The organism is Bordetella genomosp. 13 (assembly GCF_002119665.1).
Classification (GTDB): domain Bacteria; phylum Pseudomonadota; class Gammaproteobacteria; order Burkholderiales; family Burkholderiaceae_B; genus Bordetella.
In genome coordinates, this window is sequence record NZ_CP021111.1 from 3,593,696 (window position 1) to 3,617,763 (window position 24,068).

Consider the following 24,068-nt stretch of genomic DNA (forward strand, 5'->3'; position numbering starts at 1 on the left):
CCTGTCTCAGCCTGCAACAAGATGCAGACGCGCCGGGGCCGCCATGACGGAGGAACGTTACTCTTGCGGACGGTGGTCCGACTCTGCCTGCACCAAAGCCTCCAGCTCCGCTTCTTCGAATCCCGCCTCGCGCCGCGCCTGCATATTGAACGGCCCGCGCAACGGCGGCGCGCCATAACGCCGCGCCATGTCGGCATAGCACGCCACGGGATCGAGGCCGCGCGCATCGCAGCCCGCGCGGAACCATCGATTGCCGATGGCCACATGGCCGATCTCGTCGCGCAGGATGATGTCCAGGATGGCCGCGCCGGCCTCGTCGCCGGCATCCGCCAGCTTGGCGCGGATCAGCGGCGAGGCGTCCAGGCCGCGCGCCTCCAGCGTGCGCGGCACCAGGGCCAGCCGGGCCAGCAGATCGCCGCGGGTCTTCTCGGCCATTTCCCACAGGCCGTTGTGGGCGGGGAAGTCGCCATAGGCATGGCCCAGCGTGGCCAAGTGATCGTTCAGCAGCGAGAAGTGGTAAGCCTCTTCGCGCGCCACGCGCAGCCAGTCGCGGTAGAAGTCGTCGGGCTGGCCGGGGTAGCGCCAGATGGCATCCAGCGCCAGGTTGATGGCATTGAACTCGATATGGGCCAGCGAGTGCAGCAGTATCGCGCGGCCCAGCGGCGAGCGCACCGAGCGCTGGCGGGCATGCGCGCGCGGCGCCAGTTCGGGCCTCGCCGGGCGGCCTGGCAGGCCAGCCGGCTCGTCCAGGACGGCCGAGGCGCCGATCGGCAGGTCGGCGTCCAATGCCTGGACAGCCGCCACCTTGTCCTGCCAGGCGTGGACAGCCAGCGCACGCAGGGCCTCGGTGCGCAGGGTCGCCTTGCGCGAGGCCTGCCCGTCAGAGCCTTCCCGCGTCATGGCGACACCCTGCCGGCGTGCTGGCGGAACACGAAAAGCCGCGCATGCAAGGCGGCGGATGCTGCGATGTTCATGGAATCGAAGTGGTTGCGAATGCCCGCCGACTTTATCATTGCGCCATGCCCTCCTCCGCACGACTCAGCCTGGAAACCTCCCTCGCCGCGCTGGATGCCCGCCAATGGAACGCCCTGGCGGGCGACCAGCCCTTCGTGCGGCACGAGTTCCTGTCCGCCCTGCACGACACCGGCTGCGCCTCTCCCGACACCGGCTGGACGCCGTACTTCCTGGCGCTGCGGCGCGACGACGAGCTGGCCGCCGCGGTGCCGCTGTACCTGAAGACGCATTCGCGCGGCGAATACGTGTTCGACTTCGCGTGGGCCGACGCCTTCGAGCGGCACGGCCTGCGCTACTACCCCAAGCTGCTGTCGGCCATACCGTTCACGCCTGTGGCAGGCGCCCGACTGCTGGCCGCGAACCACGAAGACCGCATGACGCTGGCGCATGGCCTGGTCGAACTGGCCCAGGGCTTGAAGGTATCTTCGCTGCACCTGCTGTTTCCGCGTCAGGACGACCTGGCCGCGCTGCGCGAGGCGGGCTACATGATCCGCGAAGGCGTTCAGTTCCACTGGACCAATCCAGGTTATGCCGACCTGGAGCAGTTCCTGGCGGCCATGAGCCACGACAAGCGCAAGAAGATCCGGCAGGATCGCAAGAAGGTGGCACAGGCCGGCATTTCGTATCGCTGGCTGACGGGCGACGAGATCGACGAGGCCGCACTCGACTTCTTCTATCGCTGCTATTGCCAGACGTATTACGAGCATGGCAACCCGCCGTACCTTAACGCCGGGTTCTTCGCGCGCATCCGCGCGCGCATGCCCGAGTGCATGGTGCTGGTGCTGGCCATGCGCGGCGACGAGCCGGTGGCCGCGGCGCTGAACCTGCGCGGCGGCGACGCGCTGTACGGCCGCTACTGGGGCAGCGCAGTGTTCGTGCCCGGCCTGCACTTCGAAACCTGCTATATGCAGGCCATCGAATACTGCATCGCGCACGGCCTGGCGCGGTTCGAGGGCGGCGCGCAGGGCGAGCACAAGATGGCGCGCGGTCTTCTGCCCGCGCCCACGTATTCGGCGCACTGGGTATCGGACAGGCGCTTCGCCGATGCGATCCAGGACTTCCTCGTTCACGAATCGTCGGCCATGCATGAGTACGTGCACGAGCTGGAATCGCGGGCGCCGTTCAAGCGCTGACCGGCCGGGCGCCGGCAGGCGGTTCGGCCGGCGGCCTACAGGAATCGATCGAGCAGATGCCGGCTGCCGCGGTCCAGTCCGGCCGCATCGCGGATCAGGTAATGAATGCCATGGCTGTCGGAAATCAGCAGCGCATGGCCCGCCAGGCGGCGTATGGCTTCCTCGCCGCGCAGCACGAACGTGGTGGGACCGCGATCGGTCTCGACCTGCCACGTCGACGGCGTGGCGTACGTGGACACGGACACGATGCGCCGGATCTCGGGCATGAACTCGCGCCCCGCCAGCTCGGCCTCGATCAGCTCGCGCTGCGCGGGCGGCTGATCGTCGAGTCGCTCGATCCACGCCAGTTCGCGCCCATCGGCCGCCAGCAGCGACAGCCCCTGCTGCGGCCGCGAGATCGGGAAGGCGCGCACCGGCGCCACGCCTTCGTGGCGCACGCCGTCGGCGCCCACGTAGACCAGCCGGCCATGGGCGTTGCGCTGCAATTCGAAAGAATCGTTGCTCATCGCTGCTCCCTTCACACCATGTCGGAATCGGCATCGCCGGATCCCGAGTCGGCGATTTCCGCCTGACGCATCTGCGCGCGGTACAGGTCGTAGTACGCGCCGCGGCGCGCCATCAGGGTCGCGTGCGTGCCCTCTTCGACCAGGCGGCCGCGGTCCAGCACCACCAGCCTGTCGGCCTTGCGCAGCGTGCTGAGGCGGTGCGCGATGGCGATGGTGGTGCGGCCGCGCACCAGGTTGTCCAGCGCCTTCTGGATCTCTTTCTCGGTGGTCGTATCCACCGACGAGGTGGCCTCGTCCAGGATGAGAATGCGCGGGTCGATCAGCAAGGCGCGCGCGATCGAGATGCGCTGGCGCTCGCCGCCCGACAGGGCCTGTCCGCGCTCGCCCACCAACGAGTCATAGCCGTGCGGCAGGCGCAGGATGAACTCGTGCGCGTGGGCCGCGCGGGCCGCCGCGACGATCTCTTCGTGCGTCGCGTCGGGCTTGCCGTAGGCGATGTTCTCGGCGATGGTGCCGAAGAAGAGGAACGGCTCTTGCAGCACCAGGCCGATGTGGCGGCGGTAGTCGGAGATGCGCAGCGAGCGGATGTCGACGCCGTCGACCAGCACCGCGCCCTCGGCCACGTCGTAGAAGCGGCAGATCAGGTTGATGAGCGTGCTCTTGCCCGAGCCGCTGTGGCCCACCAGGCCGATCATCTCGCCCGGCGCGATCGACAGGCTCAGCCCGCGCATCACCGAGCGGTTGCCGTAGCGGAACCCCACTTCGCGCAGCTCGATGCGTCCGCGCATGTCGGGCAGGCTGACCGGCGACTGCGCCTCGGGCACGCTGGAGACGTGGTCCAGGATGTCGAAGATGCGCTTGGCGCCCGCGGCCGCCTTCTGCGTGAACGAGACGATGCGGCTCATCGAATCCAGCCGCGTGTAGAAACGCCCGATGTAGGCCAGGAAGGCGGCCAGCACGCCTACCGTGACGTCATGCTCGGCCACCAGCCAGATGCCGAACACCCAGATCACCAGCAGGCCGATCTCGGTAAGAAAGGTGACGGAGGGCGAGAACAGCGACCACACCTTGTTGACGCGATCGTTCACGTCCAGGTTGCGGTGATTGGCTTCGCGAAAGCGCTGCACCTCGCGCTTCTCCTGCGCGAAGGCCTTGACCACCCGGATGCCCGGAATGGTGTCGGCCAGCACGCTGGTGATTTCCGACCACACGCGGTCGACCTTCTCGAAGCCATGGCGCAGCCGGTCGCGCACCAAGTGGATGAGCCACATGATGAAGGGCAGCGGCAGCAGTGTGGCCAGCGCCAGCGTCGGTTCGATCGAGAACAGGATGACCGCCGTCATCACAATCATCAGCACGTCGGTGGCGAAGTCCAGCAGGTGCAGCGACAGGAACACGCAGATGCGGTCTGTCTCGCTGCCGATGCGCGACATGAGGTCGCCGGTGCGCTTGCCGCCGAAGTACTCCAGCGACAGGTGCTGCAGATGCGAATACGTGGCGATGCGCAGGTCGGCGCCGATGCGCTCGCTGACCCAGGCCAGCACATAGGTGCGCGCCCAGCCCAGGCCCCAGGCCAGCAGCGCCGAGGCGAACAGCCCCAGCAGGTACAGCCGCACCATGCCGTAGTCGATGGGCTGGCCGTTCTGGAACGGGATCAGCACGTCGTCCATCAGCGGCATGGTGAGGTAAGGCGGCACCAGCGTGGCGGCGGTGGACAGCAGCGTCAGCACGAACCCGGCAAGCAGGCTCAGGCGATAGGGCCGCGCGAAGCGCCACAGGCGCAGCAGCGCCCAGCTGGACACCGGCTTGGGGGCGTCCTCGGCCGCGCAGGCCGGGCATTCGTCGGCATCGGCGGGAATGGGCGCCTGGCATTCGGGACAGGTGCGCAGCGGGGCCACGGCCGTATCGGCGCGGCCGGCCGCGCGCGCCGCCGCGCGGGCCTGCTGCAGTTCGAACTGGGTCAGCACGCGCAGCGCCGCCGGCGAACGGCCCAGCGTGTAGCGCCACGACGCCAGACGGACATGGCCGTCGTCCAGTTCCAGGCAGGCGGCCCCGGCATGGTCGTGCGTATGCAATGTCAGCCCGGCTTCGTAGCGCCAGGATTGCCAGGACGACTGGCCCGGCGCCAGCGCCAGCACCCTGCGGTCTGTAACCACCACCAGGCCGGGCACGTAGCGCAGGCGTTCGTCCAGGTCTGTTTCCAGCCGCGCCAGCACGGTTTCGCCCGTCTCCAGGGCTTCCTCCAGCACGGGGCCTGCCGGGCTGGTTGGGGGATGCGCAATGCTCATCTATTGCTCCGGCGGGGAGGAGGCCGGGAAAAACCACCTCGGTGCCGCCGTGGGTTAACGTGTCCCTTCCTTGCAACATCGAGGGGGACGCATACGAGGGCGCGAGTTTATACGGGCATAAAGCCGGCGTATAGTAGCGACCGATACGACCCATTCCCCTAAGGAAATTCGTCCAGCGACCCACCGGCACCCCACCGCACGCCACGCCCCCAGACAAGTCACAACAATTCCGGGGATGCGCCTGCCACGCCGGCCAGTGTTCCTCCCTGATTATCCATGAAGAAACGAGACATTGAATTCCTCGATGTCGTGGCTTTGCGCGGCCCGAACATCTGGACGTATCGCCCCGTACTGGAAGCCTGGGTCGACATCGGCGAACTGGAAGACTTTCCCTCGAATCTCATTCCCGGGTTCTACGAACGGCTCTCCACGTGGCTGCCGACGCTGATCGAGCACCGCTGCAGCCCGGGCGTGCGCGGCGGTTTCCTGATGCGGCTGCGCGAAGGCACCTGGCCCGGCCATATCCTCGAGCACGTCACGCTCGAACTGCAGAACCTGGCCGGCCTGCCCGGCGGATTCGGCAAGGCGCGCGAAACTTCCACCCGCGGCGTCTACAAGGTGGTGGTGCGCGCCTGGCAGGAAGACGTCACGCGAGCCGCCCTGCAGGAAGGCCGCGACCTGGTCATGGCCGCCATCGAAGACCGTCCTTTCGACGTGGACAGCGCCGTGTCGCGGCTGCGCGGCATGGTCGACTCGCTGTGCCTCGGGCCCAGCACGGCCTGCATCGTCGATGCCGCCGACGATCGCGACATCCCCTACATCCGCCTGTTCGACGGCAACCTGGTCCAGCTAGGCTATGGCGCTCGCCAGCGCCGCATCTGGACCGCCGAGACCGACCGCACCAGCGCCATCGCCGAAGGCGTCTCGCGCGACAAGGACCTGACCAAGTCGCTGCTGCAGACCTGCGGCGTGCCGGTGCCCGAGGGCCGCCTGGTGGAAAGCGTCGAAGACGCCTGGGAAGCCGCGCAGGACATCGGCCTGCCGGTGGTGGTCAAGCCGTATGACGGCAACCACGGGCGCGGCGTGTTCACCAACCTGATGACCCGGCAAGAGGTCGAGTCGGCCTATGCCGTGGCCGTCGAGGAAGGCAGCGGGGTGATGGTCGAGCGCTTCGTCCTGGGCAACGAGCATCGCCTGCTGGTGGTGGGCGGCCGCATGGTGGCCGCGGCCGCCGGCGAGCCCGCCTGGGTCACCGGCGACGGCAAGTCCACCATCGAAGACCTGATCGACATCCAGATCAACACCGACCCGCGGCGCGGCCGCGCCGAGACCTGCCCGCTGAACCCCGTGCGCCTGGACTCGGCGGCGCGCCTGGAGATCGCGCGCCAGGGCATGAACGCCCACACCGTGCCCCCGGCCGGCCGCCGCGTGCTCATCCAGCGCAGCGGCAACGTGGCCTTCGACGTCACCGAGCGCGTGCATCCCGACACCGCGGCCGCCGTGGTGCTGGCGGCCCGCACCGTGGGCCTGGACATCGCGGGCGTGGATCTGGTGGCCGAAGACATCTCGCGCCCGCTGGCCGACCAGCGCGGCGCCATCGTCGAGGTCAATGCGGGCCCGGGCCTGCTCATGCACCTGAAGCCCGCGGACGGCAAGCCGCAGCCGGTGGGCCGCGCCATCGTCGACCATCTGTTCGGCGAAGACGACGACGGCCGCATCCCCGTGGTGGGCGTCACCGGCACCAACGGCAAGACCGTGGTGTCGCGCCTCATCGCCCGCCTGCTGCAGCTGTCCGGCCGGCAGACCGGCCTGGCATGCAGCGAAGGGCTCTACATCGACCGCCGCATGCTGCAGTCCGGCGACCGCGCCGACTGGGCCGCGGGCCGCCGCCTGCTGATGAACCGTACGCTGGAAGCCGCCGTCATCGAGAACGACAGCGGCGTCATCCTGGGCCAGGGCCTGGCCTATGACCGCTGCCAGGTCGGCGTGGTGACCAACATCGACGAGGGCGACCACCTGGGCGACTTCGACATCGGCGATGCCGACCGGCTGTACGGCGTGTTCCGCACGCAGGTCGACGTCGTGCTGCCCGGCGGCGCCACCGTGCTGAACGCGCGCGATCCGCGCGTGGTCGAGATGGCCGGTCTGTCCGATGGCGAAGTCGTGTACTTCGGGCTCGATCCCGCCCTGCCCACGCTGGCTTCGCACCTGGCGCTGGGCAAGCGCGCCGTCACCGTGCGCGACGGCCAGATCGTGCTGGCGCGCGGCCGCGACGAACAGGCCGTGGCGCAGGTCTCGGCGGTGCCCTTGACCTGCGGCGGCCGCGTCGCCTTCCAGATCGAGAACGTGCTGGCCGCGGTGGCGGCGGCCTGGGCGCTGGACATTCCGCTGGCCGTGATACGCGTCGGCGTCGAGACCTTCGGCGTGGACCAGAACGACGCGCCGTGGCGCTTCACCGTGTTCGAGCGCGACGGCGTCACGGTGGTGGTGGACGGCGCGCACAATGCGCCCGCGCTGCGCGCGCTGATCGCGGCCATCGGCCAATTCGGCGGCACGCGGCTTACCGCCGTGTACGGCGCCGGCGTCGACCGGCGCGACGACGCCCTGCTCGAACAGGGCAGGCTGCTGGGCCAGGCCTTCGACAGCCTGGTGCTCTACGACGATGCCACCACGCCCACCAAGCGAGCGCCCGGCCAGGCCCGCGCGCTGCTGCGCCAGGGCGCCGAACAGGGCGGCCGCGCGCGCGACATTCGCGACGAGCCGGACCATGCCACCGCCATCCGCCACACGCTGGCGCAGGCGCAGCCCGGCGATCTGGTGCTGCTGCAATCCGACGAAGCCAACTCCGGGCCCACCACCGAGACGGTGCGGCGCTGGATCCAGCACGCCTGACTTTTTCGTTCGTTTCCGAGACAGGAAATCCGCCATGGAAGTCTCCCGCATCCGCGCCCTGCGCGGCCCCAACCTCTGGAGCCGCAACACGGCCATCGAAGCCATCGTGGCGTGCAGCGATCCCGAATGCTCCATCGATGACATGCCCGAGTTCGAAGCGCGGCTGCGCGCCCGCTTCCCGCAGATCGGGCTGCTGCGGCCGGAGGGCCATCAGGGCGCGGTGTCGATGGCGCACGTGCTGCAGGCCATCGCCGTCAGCCTGCAGGCCCATGCGGGCTGCCCCGTCACCTTCGGCCGCACCTCGGCCACGGTCGAGCCTGGCGTGTTCCAGATCGCGGTCGAATACAGCGAGGAAGCGGTAGGCAAGCTGGCCCTCGAACTGGCCTGCGCGTTGCTGGAGGCCGCGCGCGACGACCAGCCGTTCGACCTGCAGGCCGCGCTGGCGCGGCTGCGCGAACTGGACGAGGACATCCGACTGGGCCCCAGCACCGGCGCCATCGTGGCCGCCGCCGTGGCGCGCAACATTCCCTATCACCGCCTGACGCAGGGCAGCCTGGTGCAGTTCGGCTGGGGCAGCCGCCAGCGCCGCATCCAGGCCGCCGAAACGGACAACACCAGCGCCATCGCCGAATCCATCGCGCAGGACAAGGACCTGACCAAGATGCTGCTGGACGCGGCCGGCGTGCCCGTGCCCAGCGGCCGGCTGGTCGAGTCGGCCGAAGAGGCCTGGGAAGCCGCGCAGGAGCTGGGCGGCCCGGTCGTGGTCAAGCCGCGCGACGGCAGCCAGGGGCGCGGCGTGGCGGTCAACATCGACACGCGCGAACGCGTGATGCAGGCCTACGAGGCCGCCAGCGACATCAGCTCCGACGTCATCGTCGAACGCTACATACCCGGCCACGACTTCCGCCTGCTGGTGGTGGGCAATCATCTGGTGGCGGCGGCGCGGCGCGATCCGCCGCAGGTCACGGGCGACGGCGTGCATTCCATCCGCCAGCTGGTCGAACAGGTCAACGCCGATCCGCTGCGCGGCGATGGCCATGCCACCTCGCTGACGCGCATCCGCTTCGACGACATCGCGCTGGCCACGCTGGCCAAGCAAGGCTATGACGCAGACACCGTGCCGCCGGCCGGCACGCTGGTCGTGCTGCGCAACAACGCCAACCTCAGCACGGGCGGGTCGGCCACCGACGTCACCGACGAAGTGCATCCCGACCTGGCCGCGCGCGCGGTGACTGCCGCGCGCATGATAGGCCTGGACATCTGCGGCGTGGACGTGGTGGCCGAGACCGTGCACCTGCCGCTGGAAGACCAGCATGGCGGCGTGGTGGAAGTGAACGCCGCGCCGGGCCTGCGCATGCACCTGAACCCCTCGTTCGGCAAGGGACGCCCCGTGGGCGAAGCCATCGTCGGGCAGATGTTCGCCGACGGCGACGACGGCCGCATTCCCGTGGTGGCGGTGGCCGGCACCAACGGCAAGACCACCACCGTGCGCCTGACCGCGCACCTGCTGGCCTGCGCCGGCAATCGCGTCGGCATGACGAACTCGGACGGCGTGTACGTGCAGTCGCAGCGCATCGACACCGGCGACTGCAGCGGTCCGCGCAGCGCGCGCCGCATCCTGCTGCATCCCGGCGTGGACGCGGCCGTGTTCGAGACGGCGCGCGGCGGCATCCTGCGCGAGGGCCTGGCCTTCGACCGCTGCGACGTGGCCATCGTCACCAACATCGGCATGGGCGACCACCTGGGCCTGGGCTACATCGCCACGGTGGAAGACCTGGCCGTGGTCAAGCGCGTGATCGTGCAGTACGTGCGCCCGGGCGGCATGGCGGTGCTGAACGCCGCCGACCCCATCGTGGCCGACATGGCCAGCGCCTGCCCGGGTTCGGTCACGTTCTTCGCCAACGACCCCGACCATCCCATCATTGCCACCCACCGCGCGCAGGGCCAGCGCGTGGTCTATCGCCAGGACGACGCCATCGTCGCCCACCAGGGCGACACGCGCGTGCTGCTGCCGCTGTCGGCCATACCGCTCACGCGCGGGGGCGCCATCGCCTTCCAGATCGAGAACGCGATGGCGGCCGTGGCCGCCGCCTGGGCGCTGGGATTGCCCTGGGACACCATACGCGCCGGCCTGGCGGGCTTCGTCAACGACGCGGCGACCGCCCCGGGACGCTTCAACATGTTCGACTACGGCGGCGCCACGCTGATCGCGGACTACGGCCACAATCCCGATGCGATCCTGGCGCTGGTGAAGGCCGTCGACGCCCTGCCCGCGCGCCGCCGCAGCGTCGTGATCAGCGGCGCGGGCGACAGGCGCGACGAAGACCTGCGCCGCCAGACCGAGATCCTGGGCGACGCCTTCGACGAGGTGGTGCTGTACGAAGACCAGTGCCAGCGCGGCCGCGCCGATGGCGAAGTGCTAGCGCTGCTGCGCCAGGGCCTGGCCCGCGCGCAGCGAGCCAGCGCCATCGAAGAGATCCGCGGCGAGTTCCTGGCCATCGATCGGGCGCTGGCCCGTCTCGCGCCCGGCGACCTTTGCCTGATTCTGGTGGACCAGGTGGAAGAGGCGCTGGCGCACATCGCGCAGCGCGTCAGCGAGCGCAATGCCGCGGTGGCCGTGGCGCCGGCGCGATAAGCCCGACAGCCTCGGTTACGTACTCCCCTCAAAGACGGTCAAATGGTCACCCAGGTGTAACAGCCCCTGGACGACCCGCTCGCGGCGCCCCATCCGCCGGCCACGCGGTCCGGCGATCGTCGCGATTGCGGCTCCTATGCGGGCTGCGCGCGCGCGCACGACCGGCCGCGCCTGCCCCGCAGAATACGGCTTCCGCAGCATTTACATTTGCCCACACCGCCTGTTTGACAGCCCCTGTGACCCCCTGGTGTAGTGGCTACACAGCAAGCTGATCAGCTTTCGTACTCAATCGCGGCGGCAACCGACGGCCATCGGAAGTCTCCCGCATCTTGGCAAGGAGAGGACGACATGAACAACGACATCGTTGCTGGCAAGTGGAAGCAGCTCAAGGGCAAGGCCAAGGCTGCCTGGGGTGATCTGACCGACGACGAGTTGACCCGCACCGAGGGCAACGCGGAACGCCTGGCCGGCCTGATCCAGGAGCGCTACGGCAAGACGCGCGAAGACGCGCAGCGCGAAGTGCGCGAGTTCTTCGACCGCAATCCCTGATAGGGCGCGGCCCCACTCTCGAGGAGAAACACGATGCTCTACTACGCTGTAGTTTTCTTCGTCATCGCCATCATCGCGGCGGTCCTGGGCTTCGGCGGCATTGCCGCGGGCGCGGCCGGTATCGCCAAGATCCTGTTCTTCGTATTCCTGGTGCTTGCCCTGCTCTCGATCCTGGGCGGCGCCTTCCGACGATAACGGAGGTTATGCATGATGATGACACGCAAATGGATGGCCGCCGTGCTCGTTGGAGCCGGCACCGCCCTGTCCGCCACCGCCCATGCGGCGGATGGCGCGGGCGAGAAACAGTCGGTGGGCGAGTACGTATCGGACGCCACAATCAGCACGAAGGTGCGTGCCGCCTTCGTGGGTGACAAGGCGCTCAGCGCCCTGGACATCGCCGTGGAAACCAACAACGGCGTCGTTACCCTGACCGGCAGTGTCGCAACCGCCGAGCAGGTTAACCACGCAGCTGACGTGACCCGCGGCGTCGACGGCGTCAAGCAGGTCAAGAACAACATCAAGGTGGACCCGTCCAAGGCGAAGTAAGCCTGGACCGTCCCCTGCGGAACCCGCCAGTTCGCTGGCGGGTTTTTTTCAGTCCATGCCTTTCAGCGGCCCGTGCCCTGCATGGCGCTGCGAGCGGCGGTTGCGTCAGGCAACACGATCTCTCCCCGCCCCAGCGCCACCACCCGGCCGCCGACACGAATCACGCCCTCTGCCTCCACGTCCAGATAAAGCGTGCACGGGCGCCCCGCCTGCTCGCCCTGGCTGACCGCGATGCGCGCCGGCATCGGGCGCCGCCCGGCCAGCAGCCACCCGCCGAGGTTGGCGCAAGCCGAACCGGTGGCGGGATCTTCCACCACGCCGCCCGCGTCCTTGGCGAAGAAATAACGCGCCAGCACCGCCTGCCGTCCGTCGTCGGCGGTGTCGCCGAACGCAAACACGTATGCGGTGCGCCGCCCCAGGCTGCTGCGAGGCCAGGCGTCGAGACGAGAGCTGTCGGGCCGCGCGCGGCGCACGGCTTCGAGACTTTTCACCGGAATCAGCAACTGGTCGATGCCGGTGTCGACCCACATGGGCTCGTCGAGCAGATCGTCGGCGGACAGCCCCATGAGCGCGGCGATATCGCCGGCCGGCGCGGACGGCGGCGTGACGGCAGGCGCGCCGCGGCTGGGCGCGGTGAAGGTCCACCGATCGCCTTGCGCAACGACAGGCACGACGCCCGCCTTGACCTCCAGCGTCAGCGCATCGCCGGCCATGCCGAGGTCGCGCACCACGTGCGCCGTGCCCAGCGTGGGATGGCCCGCGAAGCGCATTTCATAGCCGGGCGTGTAGATGCGGACGTGCGCATCGGCCTGCTCGGACGGAAAGATAAAGGTGGTCTCGGACAGGTTGAACTGCACTGCCAGGTTCAGCATCAGTGCGTCGTCCATGCCGCGCGCATCCTCGAACACGCACAGCGGATTGCCTCCGAAGGTGCTTTCGGCGAACACGTTGACCAGGCGGAATGCATACGAGGGCATGGCGGGACTCCAGACGGGGAATGCCCGACACCTTAGCGCAACTCTGTTCCGGTCCGCATGCGCGGAACTGTGATGCCGCCGGCCGCGCCGCGCGGCTGCGCGGCGCTACCAGAGCGCGAAGAACAGCACCCATGCCCAGCAGAACGGCGCGAGCCCGGCCGCGAAGACCGCCCACGCCGCGACGCGGCGCGCCGCCCCGCCGGGCCGCAGCGCCAACACGCGCCATGCAAGGCGCAGCGACCACAACACCGCCAGGGCGAGCAGCGTGAAGCGCACGGGGCCGACCCAGCGCGTGCCCATGCCTTCGTGCTGCAGCAGCGAGATGGTGGTGGCAGACAGGCCCAGGAACACGCCGATGCCTGCCGACGGGATCAGGGCCTGCGCCAGCTTGTGCAGGCCTCCAAGGCGCGTGGCCGGCTCGCGCATGGGAACGATGCGATCGACCAGCCACAGCGAGGCGAAGGAAGCGCCGCCCACCACGGCGGCCGCCCCCGCCGCGAAGGCCAGGATGGCGGCGCCGTCCAGCCAAGAGAAGCTGTCGTTGACTTCGGGATAGTGGGTGAGCACGAACCATGGCGCGTTGTCCAGCAGCGGCCACATGATGTCGCGCTCGACCAGCCAGGTGGCGGCCCATTGCTTCAGCGTGACGAACCAGGGGCTGGCGCTCCACAGGAACGACCCCACCGCGATGCCCATCAGCCCGAAGCAGATCAGCGCGGTCTGCCATGGGTCGCCATCGGCCACGTGCACGATCTCCTGCTCGGGCGAGCGCGGGGTCAGCGCGATGGCGCCGCGATAGCCGCTGCATCGTCCGCATACATGGCAATCGCCCGAGCCCTTCATGTGCCGCAGCGGCACCAGCGGCGCGCAGTTCACCGGCTGGATGCGGATGACCGGATGGCGCCATGCTTCTTCATCGACCTTGAAGTGCCAGGGCGCCAGCTTGGCCAGCAGCGTGAACACGCCGTTCACGGGGCAAAGGTACTTGCACCACACGCGCTTGCTGCGGCCGTAGCGCCAGCCCACCGCCATGGCCGCCAGCGTGGATCCGCCCAGCACCGCCAGCACGGCGAGCGGATACTGGTAGACGCTGACGAGCTGGCCATACACGGTGGTGATGGCGAACGCGACGAACGGCCAGCCGCCCCAGCGCATCCACTTGGGAATCGCATGCCCCTGGCCGCGTTCGCTGGCCCATTCGGTCAGCATGCCTTCGGGACACAGCCAGCCGCACCAGGCCCGCCCCAGTATGGGCATGGACACCAGCACGAAGGGCCACCACACGCCCCAGAACGCGAACTGCGCAACCACCGTGAGATTGTCGAACACCGAGGCCGCGTTGTCGGGCAGCGGCAGCAGCGCGGGCACGATGAGCAGGAACGCGTAGATCGCGACGATGCCCCACTGCAGCTTGCGCAGCAGCGGGGCATGGTCACGCAGGAAATCCGCGATGCGGACGGTTGCCCGTCCGAGTACGGCAGCCATGAAGATCCATCCTTGCCCGGCCATGCGGCTGCATGGGCCGGACCCTAAGTCATTGCGCGGGCGCGCTCGCCGGCGCCGCGGCGGCCTGCCGATCGGCGCGGCGCAGCAGCGCCCACACCACCAGCCAATAGGCCAGCCAGCACAGCACCGACGTGAGCGCCGGGTAGGCGCGGTAACCCGCGAAATCCGCCAGCACCTTGCCCACGCCGCTGCTGTCGTCCAGCAGCCATGAGCTGTCCCACACCGGGTCCACCAGCGGGGGCACCACGCCCAGCGAGATCAGGTGGTCCAGCCCGCCCACCAGCAGCGCACCGGCCAATAGCAGCAGCAATACCTCGGTCAGGCGGAAGAAGCGCCGCCAGGTGATGAGCTTGCCGCCGAGCTGCAGCAGCCAGAAGGTGAATATGGCGATGACGAAGCCAGCCACGCCGGCCAGGGCCAGCATCGCGGGCGATCCGCCCTGTCCCGCCGACACCGTGCCATACAGGAACACCACGGTTTCGCTGCCTTCGCGGGCCACGGCGATCATCACCAGCACCAGCAGGCCCCACCAGTTGTCCTGGGCCACCGACTGGCGAGCGCCGCCTTCGAGCTCGCGCTTCAGGGTGCGTCCGTGCCGTTTCATCCAGACCACCATCTGCACCACCAGCACGCATGCCACCAGCGACATGCCCGCCTGGAACCATTCCTGCCCCTCGTCGCTGAGCCAGGACGAAATGCCCAGCAGCACCAGCGCCAGCATGAAGGCCAGCGCCAGGCCGGCGGCCACGCCGCCCCATAGATAGCGCAGCCCGCGCGCGCCCTGGGGCGCGGCGCGCAGCCACGAGTAGAGGATGCCCACCACGAGCAGCGCCTCGACGCTTTCGCGCCATACGATGAAGAGAACCTGTTCCATGTACCTGGGCCCGCTACTCGGGCTTGACCACCAGCGTGCCGCGCACCTGCTGGTGAAAATCATCGAAGAAGGGATACTCGCCGGGACGCGAGATGGTGATCACCACGAAAGAGTTGACCCCCGGACCCAGCACCTTTTCCTTGCGCAGCGGGATGCTCTCGAACTCGACCGGCTCGTTGCTGGCGTTGATCAGCTCGATCTTGAAACGGCCGGCGGGCACCTCGAGGCGCTCGGGCTCGAAGGTGCCGTCCGGCTTGAACGTGAGCGTGAAGGTGGGCAGCTCGGCCGCGCCGGCGGCGCCCGCGGACAGGACCAGCAGCGCGGCGGCCAACGCCTTGCGCATCAGTACCCGCCCTTCTTGCCGGTGCCGGCGTAGACGAAGTCGTACTCCAGGTCGAAGGGCTGGAAGAACGGCGCCACGCCGGTTTCCTTGTCGACATGGCGGCCGAAATGGCCCATTTCGTCTGCGCCAGGCGGCAGGATCGAATACTTGAGGTGGTACTTGCCCGGTCCTTCGAGCTTGACGTTGTCGCCGTAGTGCGGCCCGTCGTTGGCCACCATGGGCATGAACGTGCCCTTGATGACGTTGGCGCTGCCGGCCTTCTGCAATTCGTACTTCACCACCAGATAGGGCACCCACTCGCCTTCGGGGAAGCCGCTTTTGTTGTCGCCGGTGGCATGGATGTCCGCCTCGAGGTGCACATCGGAATCCTTGGCCGCGCGCATCATGCCCGGGGGATCCATCTCGATGGGCTGCAGGTATACCGCGCCGATCTCCATCCCGCCGCGTTCGGCCGGCTTGCCGATGGGATACTCCGCCGCGCTGGCGGCAACCGACAGGCCCAGGCCTACGGCCAGGGCCACGGTTTGCTTGATCATCAGGACTTCCTCAGTCAACGCGCCCCGGGCTCGCGGCCCGGGAACTTAAACAAGAACAGTTTTCATTACTGTAGCGCGATGAGCTGACATGGCACTGAATCGTCACGCAGCCGTGACTGGGGCGGTGCGGCCCGCCCCGTGCCTGCTTACTTGCGATTGCCCGGCGTGCTTCCCGGCGGGAACGGAAAGCTGGAGAACATGGCGCGGGTCTGGTCCTGCATCTGGTCCTGCATCTGCACGAACAGGTTCTTGCTCTGGTCGATGTAGTTGTTCATCATCTTCTGCAGCATGGGCGTCTGCACGTTCATGAACTGCGTCCAGGCCTCGGGCCCGAACTGGCTGCCGTACACGCCCTTGGACTGCTCGGCCATGCGCTGCTGGATCTCCATGAAGGCCTGGATGTTCTTCTCGAGATACGAGCCCATGATGCCCTGCATGGCGTGGCCGTAGAAGCGGATGATCTGCGACAGCATGGTCGACGAGAACATCGGCATGCCGCCGCTCTCTTCTTCAAGAATGATCTGCAGCAGGATGCTGCGCGTCAGGTCCTCGCCGCTCTTGGCGTCGACCACCTGGAATTCCTCGCTGGCAAGCACGAGTTGCTTCACGTCGGCCAGCGTGATGTAGGTACTGGTCTGCGTGTCGTACAGGCGGCGATTCGGATATTTCTTTATCAGGCGCGGCGTCGCGCCATTCTGTGCTTGCGTCATGACTGTCCCCGAGATCGGGCGATCTCTTCTAATGGCATTGAATTGCAGTGTACTGCCGCGGCCGTCCTCCTCGACGGCCGCATTCGTCTCGCGGCGGCGCGGCGCGCTCAGCCCATGTGCAGGCCGCCGTTGAGCGAGAAATCGGCGCCCGTGGCGAAGCCCGATTCGTCGGACGCCAGCCATGCCGTCATCGAGGCGATCTCTTCGGGCGTGCCCAGGCGGCGCACCGGAATGGTGGCGACGATCTTCTCGAGCACGTCGGGCCGGATGGCGCGGACCATGTCGGTGCCGATGTAGCCCGGCGAGATGGTGTTGACCGTGACGCCCTTGCTGGCGACTTCCTGCGCCAGCGCCATGGTGAAGCCGTGGATGCCGGCCTTGGCCGTGGAATAGTTGGTCTGTCCGAACTGGCCCTTCTGGCCGTTGACCGAGCTGATGTTGATGATGCGCCCCCACTGCCGGTCGACCATGCCGTCCAGCACCTGCTTGGTCACGTTGAACAGGCTGTTGAGGTTGGTGTCGATGACCGTTCGCCAATCGTCGACGGACATCTTGCGGAACAGGCCGTCGCGGGTGATGCCGGCGTTGTTGACCAGCACGTCGACCGGGCCCAGCTCCTCGGTCACGCGCTCGAACGCGGCCTTGGTGGAATCCCAGTCGGACACGTTGCCCACCGAGGCGTGGAAGGTGTAGCCCTGCGCCGCCTGCTCGTCGATCCACTGCTGATAGTTGCGGCTGGGACCGCAGCCCGCCACGACGCGAAAACCCTCTTTGGCCAGGCGCTGGCAGATCGCCGTGCCTATGCCGCCCATGCCGCCCGTCACATATGCCAGTTTGCCGCTCATGGTTCTTCCTCCTATATGCCGCACGTTTTGTGTCGCTGCCTGGTCCGCCGGCGCGGCGGACGCTCAGACCGCCCTGACTTTCACATACCTGCCCGGCGCCGGCTCGATCGGCCGATAACGGGTGTTGCCCAATTTCGTGCGGGCGCGTACCTGGGGGCCGCCGTGTCCGGCCAGCCATTGCGCCCAGTCCGTCCACCAGCTGCCGGGATGCTCGGCGGCCGCCGACAGCCAGGCGTTGGGATCGCCAGGCAGCCCGGTCTCGTCGGCTGCCACCCAATAGCTGCGCTTCCTGCGCGCCGGCGGATTGACCACCCCGGCGATGTGGCCCGAAGCCCCCAGCACGAAGCGCCTGGGTCCGCGCAGCAGCTGCGTGGAGGCGTAGGCCGAAGTCCAGGGCACGATATGGTCTTCGCGCGAGCCGAACAGGTAGGCCGGCATGTCCAGGCGCGTGAGGTCGATGGGCACGCCGTTGGCCTGCGCGCGGCCCGGCACCTTGAGGTTGTTCTCGAGATACGTGTTGCGGAAGTACCAGGAAAAGAAAGGCCCTGGCAAGTTCGTGCTGTCGGCGTTCCAGAACAGCAGGTCGAAGGCGGGCGGCGTCTGACCTTTCAGGTAGTTGCCCACGACGTAGTTCCAGACCAGCTCGTTGGGCCGCAGGAACGAGAACGTCGTGGCAAGGTCGCGCGCGGGCATCAGCCCGCCCTTGCCCAGCTGCTGGTCGCGCAGCAGCGCATGGCCCTCGTCGACGAAGACCTTCAGCACCCCGGTGTCGTGGTAATCGAGCAGCGAGGTCAGCAGCGTGAGCGAGGCGGCCGGCCGCTGGCCGCGCGCATGGGCCTGCGCCAGCGCCGAGGCGAGCATGGTGCCGCCCACGCAGAAGCCCAGCGCGTTGACCTGGTCCTGGCCGGTGATGTCGGCGGCCACGGCCAGCGCGCGCAGCACGGCTTCGTCGAGATAGTCGTCCCAGGTCGCCTTGTCGACGCCATCACCGTCGTTGGGCAGGGGATTGCGCCACGACACGATGAACACCGTGTGGCCCTGCTCGACCGCATGCCGCACGAATGAGTTGTCGGGCTGCAGGTCGAGGATGTAGTACTTGTTGATGTTGGGCGGCACCACCACCAGCGGACGCGCATACACCGTGCGGGTGGATGGGGCGTACTGGATCAGCTGCATCAGCCGGTTCTCGTACACCACCTCGCCGGGCGTGACCGCCACGTTGCGGCCGATTTCGAACTGCGTCTCGTCCGTCTGGGTGATGCGGCCCTTGCGCAGGTCCTGCACCAGGTTCGCCAGCCCGGCCGTCAACGCGCGGCCGGCGGTCTCGACGATGGACTGCTGCGCGTCGGGATTGAACGCCAGGAAGTTGGAAGGCGACAGCGCGTCGACCCACTGCATGATGGAAAAGCGCAGCCGTTCACGCAGCGGCTCGCTTACCTGCGCGGCGTCGACCATGCGGCCCATGGCACGCGCCGAGAGCAGGTAGGCATGGGCGATGAGCATGTGTTCGCTGCTGCGGGTCCAGGCGGAACCGGCGAAGCGGCGATCCGATGGAGGCGCAAGCGCGCCGCGCTTTGCGTCTTCGCACAAGCGCAGCCAGTCGCGTGAGAAATCGGCATGGATCTCTGCCAAGGCGTCCGGTGCCACGCTCACCGGAACGGGCCATGCAGCGGATAGATGAGCGGTCACTGCGACACCTTGTTATCGGAACTGCGCGATTCGATGGTGCATTGCGGGCCTGACACTGTCAATGCGGGTATGTAAGGATAATTTGACCTGGGACATTTCGCGCGTGCGCGGCGTCCATCGTGAGCCCGGAAAAGCGGACCCTGCGCGACGGCACGGCGCCCGCGGATCACACCCGCGGCTCCAGCCAGGCCAGCAGCGCCATGCGGCCCGTCTCGCGATCGCGACGATACGAGAAGAAGCGCCGCGCATCGGCGTATGTGCACAGGCCGCTGAGCTCGGGATGCGCCACGCCGGCACGGCGCAGGCGCAGTGCAGCCAGTCCCGGCAGGTCGGCCATCCACTTGCCCGGCACGCCGTCGCGCGGCACGAAAAAAGCCGCCGCCTCGGCATCGCGATCGGCGAAGGCCCGCAGCACGTCTTCGCCGACCTCGAAGGCGGACGGGCCGATGCCCGGACCGACCCAGGCGCGCCATCCCGCGGCCCGCGGCGCCTTGGCCCGCATGGCGTTCAGCGTGTTCTCGAGCACGCCGCCCGCCAGCCCGCGCCAGCCGGCATGCGCCACTCCTAATACCGTGCCGGCTTCATCTGCGATCGCCACGGGCAGGCAGTCGGCCGCCATGACGGCCAGCACGCGGCCGGGCCGGACGGTGACGCTGGCATCGGCAGCGGGTTCGTCGGGCACGGCGGCATCGTCGGCATCGATCACCTGGGCGCTATGCACCTGCCGCAGCCACAGCGGCTCGCCCGGCACGGCGGCGCGCACGCGACGGCGGTTCTCGGCAACCGCTTCGGGCCGGTCGCCCGCGCGCAAGCCCAGGTTCAGCGTGTCGTGCGGGGCGACGCCCACGCCGCCGCCGCGGGTCGTGCAGAAATATTGCACGCCGGGCCAGGCCTGACCCCCGACCACCGGCAGCCCTTGGATCAGGCGTTCCATTGCAACCCATCCTGTACGTCGGTCATGTCGGCGGGCAGCGCCGACTGGAATTCGACGGCGCCGCCACCGCCCGGATCGTCGAAGCGCAGCGCGCGAGCGTGCAGCATCTGGCGCTGGGCCCCGGCCAGCGGACGGCCGCCATACAGCGTATCGGCCAGCAGGGGATGCCCGAGGCTGGCCAGGTGCACGCGTATCTGGTGCGTGCGGCCGGTCTCGAGCCTGCAGATGACCTGCGTGACGCGCTCGGCCTCGGACGCGGCGCCGAGCCGGTCGACGCGGTAATGCGTGATGGCGGGCTTGGGCGCGACGGGCCTGTCGACACTCATGCGCACGGGCACGCGCGCGTCGCGCCCGATGGGGCGGTCTACCGTGCCGTCGGCAGCCAGCCAACCGTGGGCCAGCGCCAGGTATTCGCGGCCGACGGTGCGGGCCTGCAGCTGCCGCACCAGGTGCGTCTGGGCCAGTTCGGTACGCGCCACCACCATCAGTCCCGAGGTGTCCTTGTCCAGTCGATGCACGATGCCTGCGCGCGCCACGCGGGTCAGCTCGGGGTAGCGATACAGCAGGCCGTTGAGCAGCGTGCCGCTCCAGTTGCCGGCGCCGGGATGCGTGACCAGCCCGGCCGGCTTGTCGACCACGATCCAGTCCGCGCTGTCGGCCACCACCGCGAAGGCCACGGGTTCGGGCGCGAAGGCCAGGTCTTCCGGAGCCGGCTGTTCCCACACCGCCAGGCGGTCCCCGGGGCCGACGATCTGCCGAACCTTGGCCGCCGCGCCGTTCACGTGCACGTGTCCGGCCTCGATCCAGCCCTGCAGCCGGCTGCGCGAATGCCCGGGTAGCAGCCCGGCCAGCACCTTGTCCAGACGGTCGGCCTGGGTCCGCAACGGCAGCGTGATCACGAAAGGCTCGTCGTCGGAAAGCGGGTCTGGCGAGACGGCTATATCAGACATGGAGACAAATCATATAATCGGCCTGCCATGCTACCACTTAGGAAACTGCCCTCGTGATTCACCGCAACGCTGCCCCCTCGTACTCCAGCTTCCGACGCGGGCCGGCCCTGCGTGCGGCGATCGCGCTGTCCGCCGCGCTGCTGGTCGCCGGCTGCGGCGGAACCAACAGCGAGTACGATCCCACCGCCGGCTGGAGCGCCGAACAGCTCTACGCCGACGCCAAGGAAGAAGTCCAGTCGGGCAACTGGGACCAGGCGCGCACCCGCCTCACCTCCATCGAAAGCCGTTATCCGTTCAGCATCCACGCGCAACAGGCGCTGATCGAACTGGCCTACGTCAACTGGAAGGACGGCGAGAACGAACAGGCGCTGTCCGCCATCGACCGCTTCCAGCAGCTCTACCCGAATCACCCGGGTACCGACTACATGCTGTACCTGAAGGGGCTGATCAACTTCACGCCGGCCAGCGCCTTCATGACCAACATCACCGGCCAGGATCCGGCCGAGCGCGACCCCAAGGGCCTGCGCGCGTCCTACGACGCGTTCGCCGACCTGGTCAAACGCTACCCCGACAGCCGCTACACGCCCGATGCGCAGCAGCGCATGACCTGGCTGGTCAACGCCATCGCCATGAACGAGGTCTACGTGGCGCGCTACTACTACGAGCGCGGCGCGTACGTGGCCGCCGTCAATCGCGCGCAGACGGTCATCACCGACTTCGAGGGCGTGCCGGCAGCCGAAGAAGCGCTGTACATCCTGCAGCTGTCCTACGACAAGCTCGGCATGACCGACCTGAAGGGCGACGCGCAGCGCGTGCTGAAGCAGAACTATCCCAACAGCAAGTTCGAAACCGAGGGCCTGTCCGCCGACAAGAGCTGGTGGAATCCCTTCTCGTGGCGTTGATGCGCAGGGCCGCCTCGGCGGCCCTGTTCACATCGCGGGCTGACATCGCAGAACGCCGCCGCGGGCGGCTCCGCCCGCGCTATTCCTTTTCCTGGCTGGCCGCGGCATCCGGATCGGCGATGCCTCGCTCCAGCATGCCTCGCTGGTAGAAGCCCAACGCCTCGTTCAGCTCGCGCGTGCGCGCGAACGGCGGCAGGCCGCGCCAGAGCCGCTTGCCGTACGGCTTCTCGACCAGCCGCGCGTCGCCCACCATCAGTACGCCCCAGTCGCTCTCGGTGCGGATGAGCCGTCCCGCGCCCTGCTTGAGCGCGATCGCCGCCTCGGGCAGTTGGTATTGCTCGAAGGGATTGCCGCCGCGTGCCCGACAGGCGCGCAGCCGCGCCTCGACCACCGGATCGTCCGGCGGCGCAAAAGGCAGCTTGTCGATGGCCACCAGCGTGAGTACATCGCCTGGCAGGTCGATGCCTTCCCAGAAGCTGGCGCTGCCCACCAGCACAGGATGCTTCAGCGTGACGAAGCGCTCGAGCAGATCGCGCCGCGTGGCCTCGCCCTGGCGCAGGATCGGCCAGTCGTGCCCCGCGTCGTCGCAGGCGTCCGCCAGGCCCTGCGCCACGCGCTCGACCGCCCGCAGCGTCGTGCACAGCACCAGCGATCCGCCAGGGCTGGCCTCGAGCAGCGGCATCAGGGTTTCGATGAAGCGGTCGTGGAAGCGCGGCGACTGCGGCTCGGGCATGTCGCGCGGCACGAACAGCAAGCCCTGCGACGCGTAGTCGAAGGGCGATTCCCATCGGCCGGTCTCGGCATCGTCCAGGCCCAGCTGGCTGGTGAAGTGATTGAAGTCGCCGTGCACCGACAGCGTGGCGGAGGTCAGTATCCAGGCCTGATCGGGCTTGCGATGTCGCGAGAACGCCTGCGCCACCGACAGCGGCGCGGCGTGCAGGCGCACGTGGTGCTGGCCGTGCTCGACCCAGCGCACGGCCGGACCGCTCCATGATGCTTCGGCGGCGGCTTGCTGCAGCACCGCCCGTCCGGCCGCCTGCGCCGCCGCCACGGCCGGGTCGACGGTTTCAGCGGCCTCCTGTGCCTGAGGACCGTTCACGTCGGAGCCCCAGCCGGGATCGAGCTCGGCCGGCTGTCCCGGGCGTCCCGGCGCGGCCCAGCGCGACAGGCGCGTGACCAGTTCGGCGCCGCTGCGTGCGGCCGCCATCAGGTCGGGATGTTTCTCGGCCACGCCCGCCAGGGCACGCGTGGCGGCATCGAGCACCTTGCGCAGTTCGGCCAGCGCGGCATCGAAGACCTCGGGGTCCGGCATGGCCTCGAACGTGGCCTTGCGGCCGGGCGCCCGCTCGAGCGCGGCACAGGCCAGGCGCAATTCGCGCGCGGCGGTCTCGACCTGGCGCGAGACCTCGCCCCACGATGCCGCCTCGCGCGCATAGGCCAGGCCGGCGGCCTCCATGGCGCGGCCGAAGTCCAGCAACTGGTGCGTGGACACGCTGTTGCCCAGAAAGCGCGTGGCCGTATCGGGCAATTGATGGGCTTCGTCGAAAATCACCGTATCGACTTCGGGCAACAGATCGGTGACGCCCTCTTCGCGCAGCACCATGTCGGCCATGAACAGCGCGTGGTTCACCACCACCACGTCGGCCTCCTGCGCCTGCCGGCGCGCCTTCACCACGAAGCAGTCGCGGATGCGCGGGCAGTCCTGCCCCAGGCAGTTTTCACGGGTGGAGGTGACGCGCTGCCAGATGTCGGCATCTTCGGGAACCTGGCCCAGGTCGGCGCGGTCGCCGGTCTTGGAGATGCCGGCGAATACCTGGATCTGGCGCAGCTGCGAGATTTCGGCGCGCGACTTCAGCGCGCGCTCGTCGCCCTGCAGCCGGTCGAGGTGATAGTGGCAGACGTAGTTGCCGCGGCCCTTGAGCAGCGCGGCCGTCACGGGCAGCGACAGCGCGGCGCGCACGCGCGGCAGGTCGCGGGCGAAGAGCTGGTCTTGCAGCGTGCGCGTGCCGGTGGAGACCAGCACCTTGCCGCCCTGCGCGAAGGCCGGGATCAGGTACGCCCACGTCTTGCCGATGCCGGTGCCCGCCTCGGCCACCAGCGTGCCGCGCCCCGCCATGGTACGTTCGATGGCGCGCGCCAGGTCGACCTGCGCGTCGCGTCGCCGATAGCCCGGCAAGGCGCGGGCCAGCGGGCCATCGGCGGCAAAAAATTCAGAGATGTCCAGATCCAGCATGACTTG

General features: G+C 68.6%; 21 protein-coding genes. 7 read left to right on the top strand and 14 right to left on the bottom strand.

Features of this window, described 5'->3' with window-relative positions:
* Positions 1 to 57: 57 nt before the first annotated feature.
* Entirely contained in the window at positions 58 to 900 is an 843-nt protein-coding gene (locus CAL15_RS16125; RefSeq protein WP_086079525.1) for a ferritin-like domain-containing protein, read from the bottom strand.
* 119 nt (positions 901 to 1,019) lie between these two features.
* Between CAL15_RS16125 and CAL15_RS16130 the strand changes: the two genes are divergently transcribed.
* Complete coding sequence (locus CAL15_RS16130; RefSeq protein ID WP_086079526.1) at positions 1,020 to 2,147, top strand: GNAT family N-acetyltransferase; 1,128 nt, start codon at positions 1,020 to 1,022, stop codon at positions 2,145 to 2,147.
* Between the two features lie 35 nt (positions 2,148 to 2,182).
* On the opposite strand, the gene CAL15_RS16135 is transcribed toward CAL15_RS16130, so the two are convergent.
* Together CAL15_RS16135 and CAL15_RS16140 are read right to left on the bottom strand one after the other, a co-directional pair.
* Positions 2,183 to 2,653 (bottom strand): cyanophycin metabolism-associated DUF1854 family protein, encoded by a 471-nt coding sequence (locus tag CAL15_RS16135; protein ID WP_086079527.1) that lies wholly within the window; start codon positions 2,651 to 2,653, stop codon positions 2,183 to 2,185.
* An 11-nt stretch (positions 2,654 to 2,664) separates the two neighbouring features.
* On the bottom strand, positions 2,665 to 4,941 hold the full coding sequence (locus tag CAL15_RS16140; RefSeq protein WP_086079528.1) for a cyanophycin metabolism-associated ABC transporter: 2,277 nt from the start codon (positions 4,939 to 4,941) through the stop codon (positions 2,665 to 2,667).
* A gap of 276 nt (positions 4,942 to 5,217) precedes the next feature.
* Here CAL15_RS16140 and cphA (CAL15_RS16145) point away from each other — a divergent pair, with 276 nt between their 5' ends.
* The 5 genes from cphA (CAL15_RS16145) (at position 5,218) to CAL15_RS16170 (ending at position 11,563) form a co-directional block, all read left to right on the top strand.
* Positions 5,218 to 7,833 carry a cyanophycin synthetase gene (gene cphA / locus CAL15_RS16145; RefSeq protein ID WP_086079529.1) on the top strand — a complete coding sequence of 872 codons (2,616 nt, stop codon included), beginning with the start codon at positions 5,218 to 5,220 and terminating at the stop codon, positions 7,831 to 7,833.
* A 34-nt stretch (positions 7,834 to 7,867) separates the two neighbouring features.
* A complete protein-coding gene (cphA, locus tag CAL15_RS16150; RefSeq protein WP_086079530.1) occupies positions 7,868 to 10,468 on the top strand; it encodes a cyanophycin synthetase in 2,601 nt (866 codons plus the stop codon).
* Positions 10,469 to 10,816: 348 nt separating this feature from the next.
* A complete protein-coding gene (locus tag CAL15_RS16160; RefSeq protein ID WP_086079532.1) occupies positions 10,817 to 11,017 on the top strand; it encodes a CsbD family protein in 201 nt (66 codons plus the stop codon).
* Positions 11,018 to 11,050: 33 nt separating this feature from the next.
* A complete protein-coding gene (locus tag CAL15_RS16165; protein WP_082852992.1) occupies positions 11,051 to 11,212 on the top strand; it encodes a DUF1328 domain-containing protein in 162 nt (53 codons plus the stop codon).
* 15 nt (positions 11,213 to 11,227) lie between these two features.
* On the top strand, positions 11,228 to 11,563 hold the full coding sequence (locus CAL15_RS16170) for a BON domain-containing protein (RefSeq protein ID WP_086081137.1): 336 nt from the start codon (positions 11,228 to 11,230) through the stop codon (positions 11,561 to 11,563).
* Positions 11,564 to 11,625: 62 nt separating this feature from the next.
* On the opposite strand, the gene CAL15_RS16175 is transcribed toward CAL15_RS16170, so the two are convergent.
* The 10 genes from CAL15_RS16175 to CAL15_RS16220 form a co-directional block, all read right to left on the bottom strand.
* Positions 11,626 to 12,540, bottom strand: a complete 915-nt coding sequence (locus CAL15_RS16175) for a PhzF family phenazine biosynthesis protein (RefSeq protein ID WP_086079533.1) — start codon at positions 12,538 to 12,540, stop codon at positions 11,626 to 11,628.
* 105 nt (positions 12,541 to 12,645) lie between these two features.
* On the bottom strand, positions 12,646 to 14,025 hold the full coding sequence (locus tag CAL15_RS16180) for a 4Fe-4S binding protein (RefSeq protein WP_086081138.1): 1,380 nt from the start codon (positions 14,023 to 14,025) through the stop codon (positions 12,646 to 12,648).
* Positions 14,026 to 14,074: 49 nt separating this feature from the next.
* Positions 14,075 to 14,920: an FTR1 family iron permease gene (locus CAL15_RS16185; protein WP_086079534.1), complete on the bottom strand. Its 846-nt coding sequence runs from the start codon at positions 14,918 to 14,920 to the stop codon at positions 14,075 to 14,077.
* Between the two features lie 13 nt (positions 14,921 to 14,933).
* Entirely contained in the window at positions 14,934 to 15,263 is a 330-nt protein-coding gene (locus CAL15_RS16190) for a cupredoxin domain-containing protein (RefSeq protein WP_086079535.1), read from the bottom strand.
* The gene (locus tag CAL15_RS16195; RefSeq protein WP_086079536.1) at positions 15,263 to 15,799 is read right to left on the bottom strand and encodes an iron transporter; all 537 of its coding nucleotides are present in this window, start codon (positions 15,797 to 15,799) and stop codon (positions 15,263 to 15,265) included. Before CAL15_RS16195 ends, CAL15_RS16190 begins: the two co-directional genes overlap by 1 nt.
* A gap of 146 nt (positions 15,800 to 15,945) precedes the next feature.
* A complete protein-coding gene (gene phaR, locus CAL15_RS16200) occupies positions 15,946 to 16,509 on the bottom strand; it encodes a polyhydroxyalkanoate synthesis repressor PhaR (RefSeq protein ID WP_086079537.1) in 564 nt (187 codons plus the stop codon).
* Positions 16,510 to 16,616: 107 nt separating this feature from the next.
* Positions 16,617 to 17,354: an acetoacetyl-CoA reductase gene (gene phbB, locus CAL15_RS16205; protein ID WP_086079538.1), complete on the bottom strand. Its 738-nt coding sequence runs from the start codon at positions 17,352 to 17,354 to the stop codon at positions 16,617 to 16,619.
* A 63-nt stretch (positions 17,355 to 17,417) separates the two neighbouring features.
* Complete coding sequence (gene phaC / locus CAL15_RS16210) at positions 17,418 to 19,043, bottom strand: class I poly(R)-hydroxyalkanoic acid synthase (protein WP_086079539.1); 1,626 nt, start codon at positions 19,041 to 19,043, stop codon at positions 17,418 to 17,420.
* 166 nt (positions 19,044 to 19,209) lie between these two features.
* On the bottom strand, positions 19,210 to 19,977 hold the full coding sequence (gene pgeF, locus CAL15_RS16215; protein WP_086079540.1) for a peptidoglycan editing factor PgeF: 768 nt from the start codon (positions 19,975 to 19,977) through the stop codon (positions 19,210 to 19,212).
* Positions 19,965 to 20,927, bottom strand: a complete 963-nt coding sequence (locus CAL15_RS16220) for an RluA family pseudouridine synthase (protein WP_086079541.1) — start codon at positions 20,925 to 20,927, stop codon at positions 19,965 to 19,967. Before CAL15_RS16220 ends, pgeF begins: the two co-directional genes overlap by 13 nt.
* Positions 20,928 to 21,034: 107 nt before the next feature.
* Here CAL15_RS16220 and CAL15_RS16225 point away from each other — a divergent pair, with 107 nt between their 5' ends.
* Positions 21,035 to 21,829 (top strand): outer membrane protein assembly factor BamD, encoded by a 795-nt coding sequence (locus tag CAL15_RS16225; protein ID WP_086081139.1) that lies wholly within the window; start codon positions 21,035 to 21,037, stop codon positions 21,827 to 21,829.
* Between the two features lie 79 nt (positions 21,830 to 21,908).
* On the opposite strand, the gene CAL15_RS16230 is transcribed toward CAL15_RS16225, so the two are convergent.
* Positions 21,909 to 24,062, bottom strand: coding sequence for an ATP-dependent DNA helicase (locus CAL15_RS16230; RefSeq protein WP_086079542.1), 2,154 nt, complete (start codon positions 24,060 to 24,062; stop codon positions 21,909 to 21,911).
* Positions 24,063 to 24,068 lie beyond the last annotated feature (6 nt).

What these genes read in the sequence shown, in the direction of transcription:
- CAL15_RS16125 (WP_086079525.1), bottom strand. Translation starts at nt 900, where the DNA reads ATGACGCGGGAAGGCTCTGACGGGCAGGCCTCGCGCAAGGCGACCCTG.
- CAL15_RS16130 (WP_086079526.1), top strand. Translation starts at nt 1,020, where the DNA reads ATGCCCTCCTCCGCACGACTCAGCCTGGAAACCTCCCTCGCCGCGCTG.
- CAL15_RS16135 (WP_086079527.1), bottom strand. Translation starts at nt 2,653, where the DNA reads ATGAGCAACGATTCTTTCGAATTGCAGCGCAACGCCCATGGCCGGCTG.
- CAL15_RS16140 (WP_086079528.1), bottom strand. Translation starts at nt 4,941, where the DNA reads ATGAGCATTGCGCATCCCCCAACCAGCCCGGCAGGCCCCGTGCTGGAG.
- cphA (WP_086079529.1), top strand. Translation starts at nt 5,218, where the DNA reads ATGAAGAAACGAGACATTGAATTCCTCGATGTCGTGGCTTTGCGCGGC.
- cphA (WP_086079530.1), top strand. Translation starts at nt 7,868, where the DNA reads ATGGAAGTCTCCCGCATCCGCGCCCTGCGCGGCCCCAACCTCTGGAGC.
- CAL15_RS16160 (WP_086079532.1), top strand. Translation starts at nt 10,817, where the DNA reads ATGAACAACGACATCGTTGCTGGCAAGTGGAAGCAGCTCAAGGGCAAG.
- CAL15_RS16165 (WP_082852992.1), top strand. Translation starts at nt 11,051, where the DNA reads ATGCTCTACTACGCTGTAGTTTTCTTCGTCATCGCCATCATCGCGGCG.
- CAL15_RS16170 (WP_086081137.1), top strand. Translation starts at nt 11,228, where the DNA reads ATGATGACACGCAAATGGATGGCCGCCGTGCTCGTTGGAGCCGGCACC.
- CAL15_RS16175 (WP_086079533.1), bottom strand. Translation starts at nt 12,540, where the DNA reads ATGCCCTCGTATGCATTCCGCCTGGTCAACGTGTTCGCCGAAAGCACC.
- CAL15_RS16180 (WP_086081138.1), bottom strand. Translation starts at nt 14,025, where the DNA reads ATGGCTGCCGTACTCGGACGGGCAACCGTCCGCATCGCGGATTTCCTG.
- CAL15_RS16185 (WP_086079534.1), bottom strand. Translation starts at nt 14,920, where the DNA reads ATGGAACAGGTTCTCTTCATCGTATGGCGCGAAAGCGTCGAGGCGCTG.
- CAL15_RS16190 (WP_086079535.1), bottom strand. Translation starts at nt 15,263, where the DNA reads ATGCGCAAGGCGTTGGCCGCCGCGCTGCTGGTCCTGTCCGCGGGCGCC.
- CAL15_RS16195 (WP_086079536.1), bottom strand. Translation starts at nt 15,799, where the DNA reads ATGATCAAGCAAACCGTGGCCCTGGCCGTAGGCCTGGGCCTGTCGGTT.
- phaR (WP_086079537.1), bottom strand. Translation starts at nt 16,509, where the DNA reads ATGACGCAAGCACAGAATGGCGCGACGCCGCGCCTGATAAAGAAATAT.
- phbB (WP_086079538.1), bottom strand. Translation starts at nt 17,354, where the DNA reads ATGAGCGGCAAACTGGCATATGTGACGGGCGGCATGGGCGGCATAGGC.
- pgeF (WP_086079540.1), bottom strand. Translation starts at nt 19,977, where the DNA reads ATGGAACGCCTGATCCAAGGGCTGCCGGTGGTCGGGGGTCAGGCCTGG.
- CAL15_RS16220 (WP_086079541.1), bottom strand. Translation starts at nt 20,927, where the DNA reads ATGTCTGATATAGCCGTCTCGCCAGACCCGCTTTCCGACGACGAGCCT.
- CAL15_RS16230 (WP_086079542.1), bottom strand. Translation starts at nt 24,062, where the DNA reads ATGCTGGATCTGGACATCTCTGAATTTTTTGCCGCCGATGGCCCGCTG.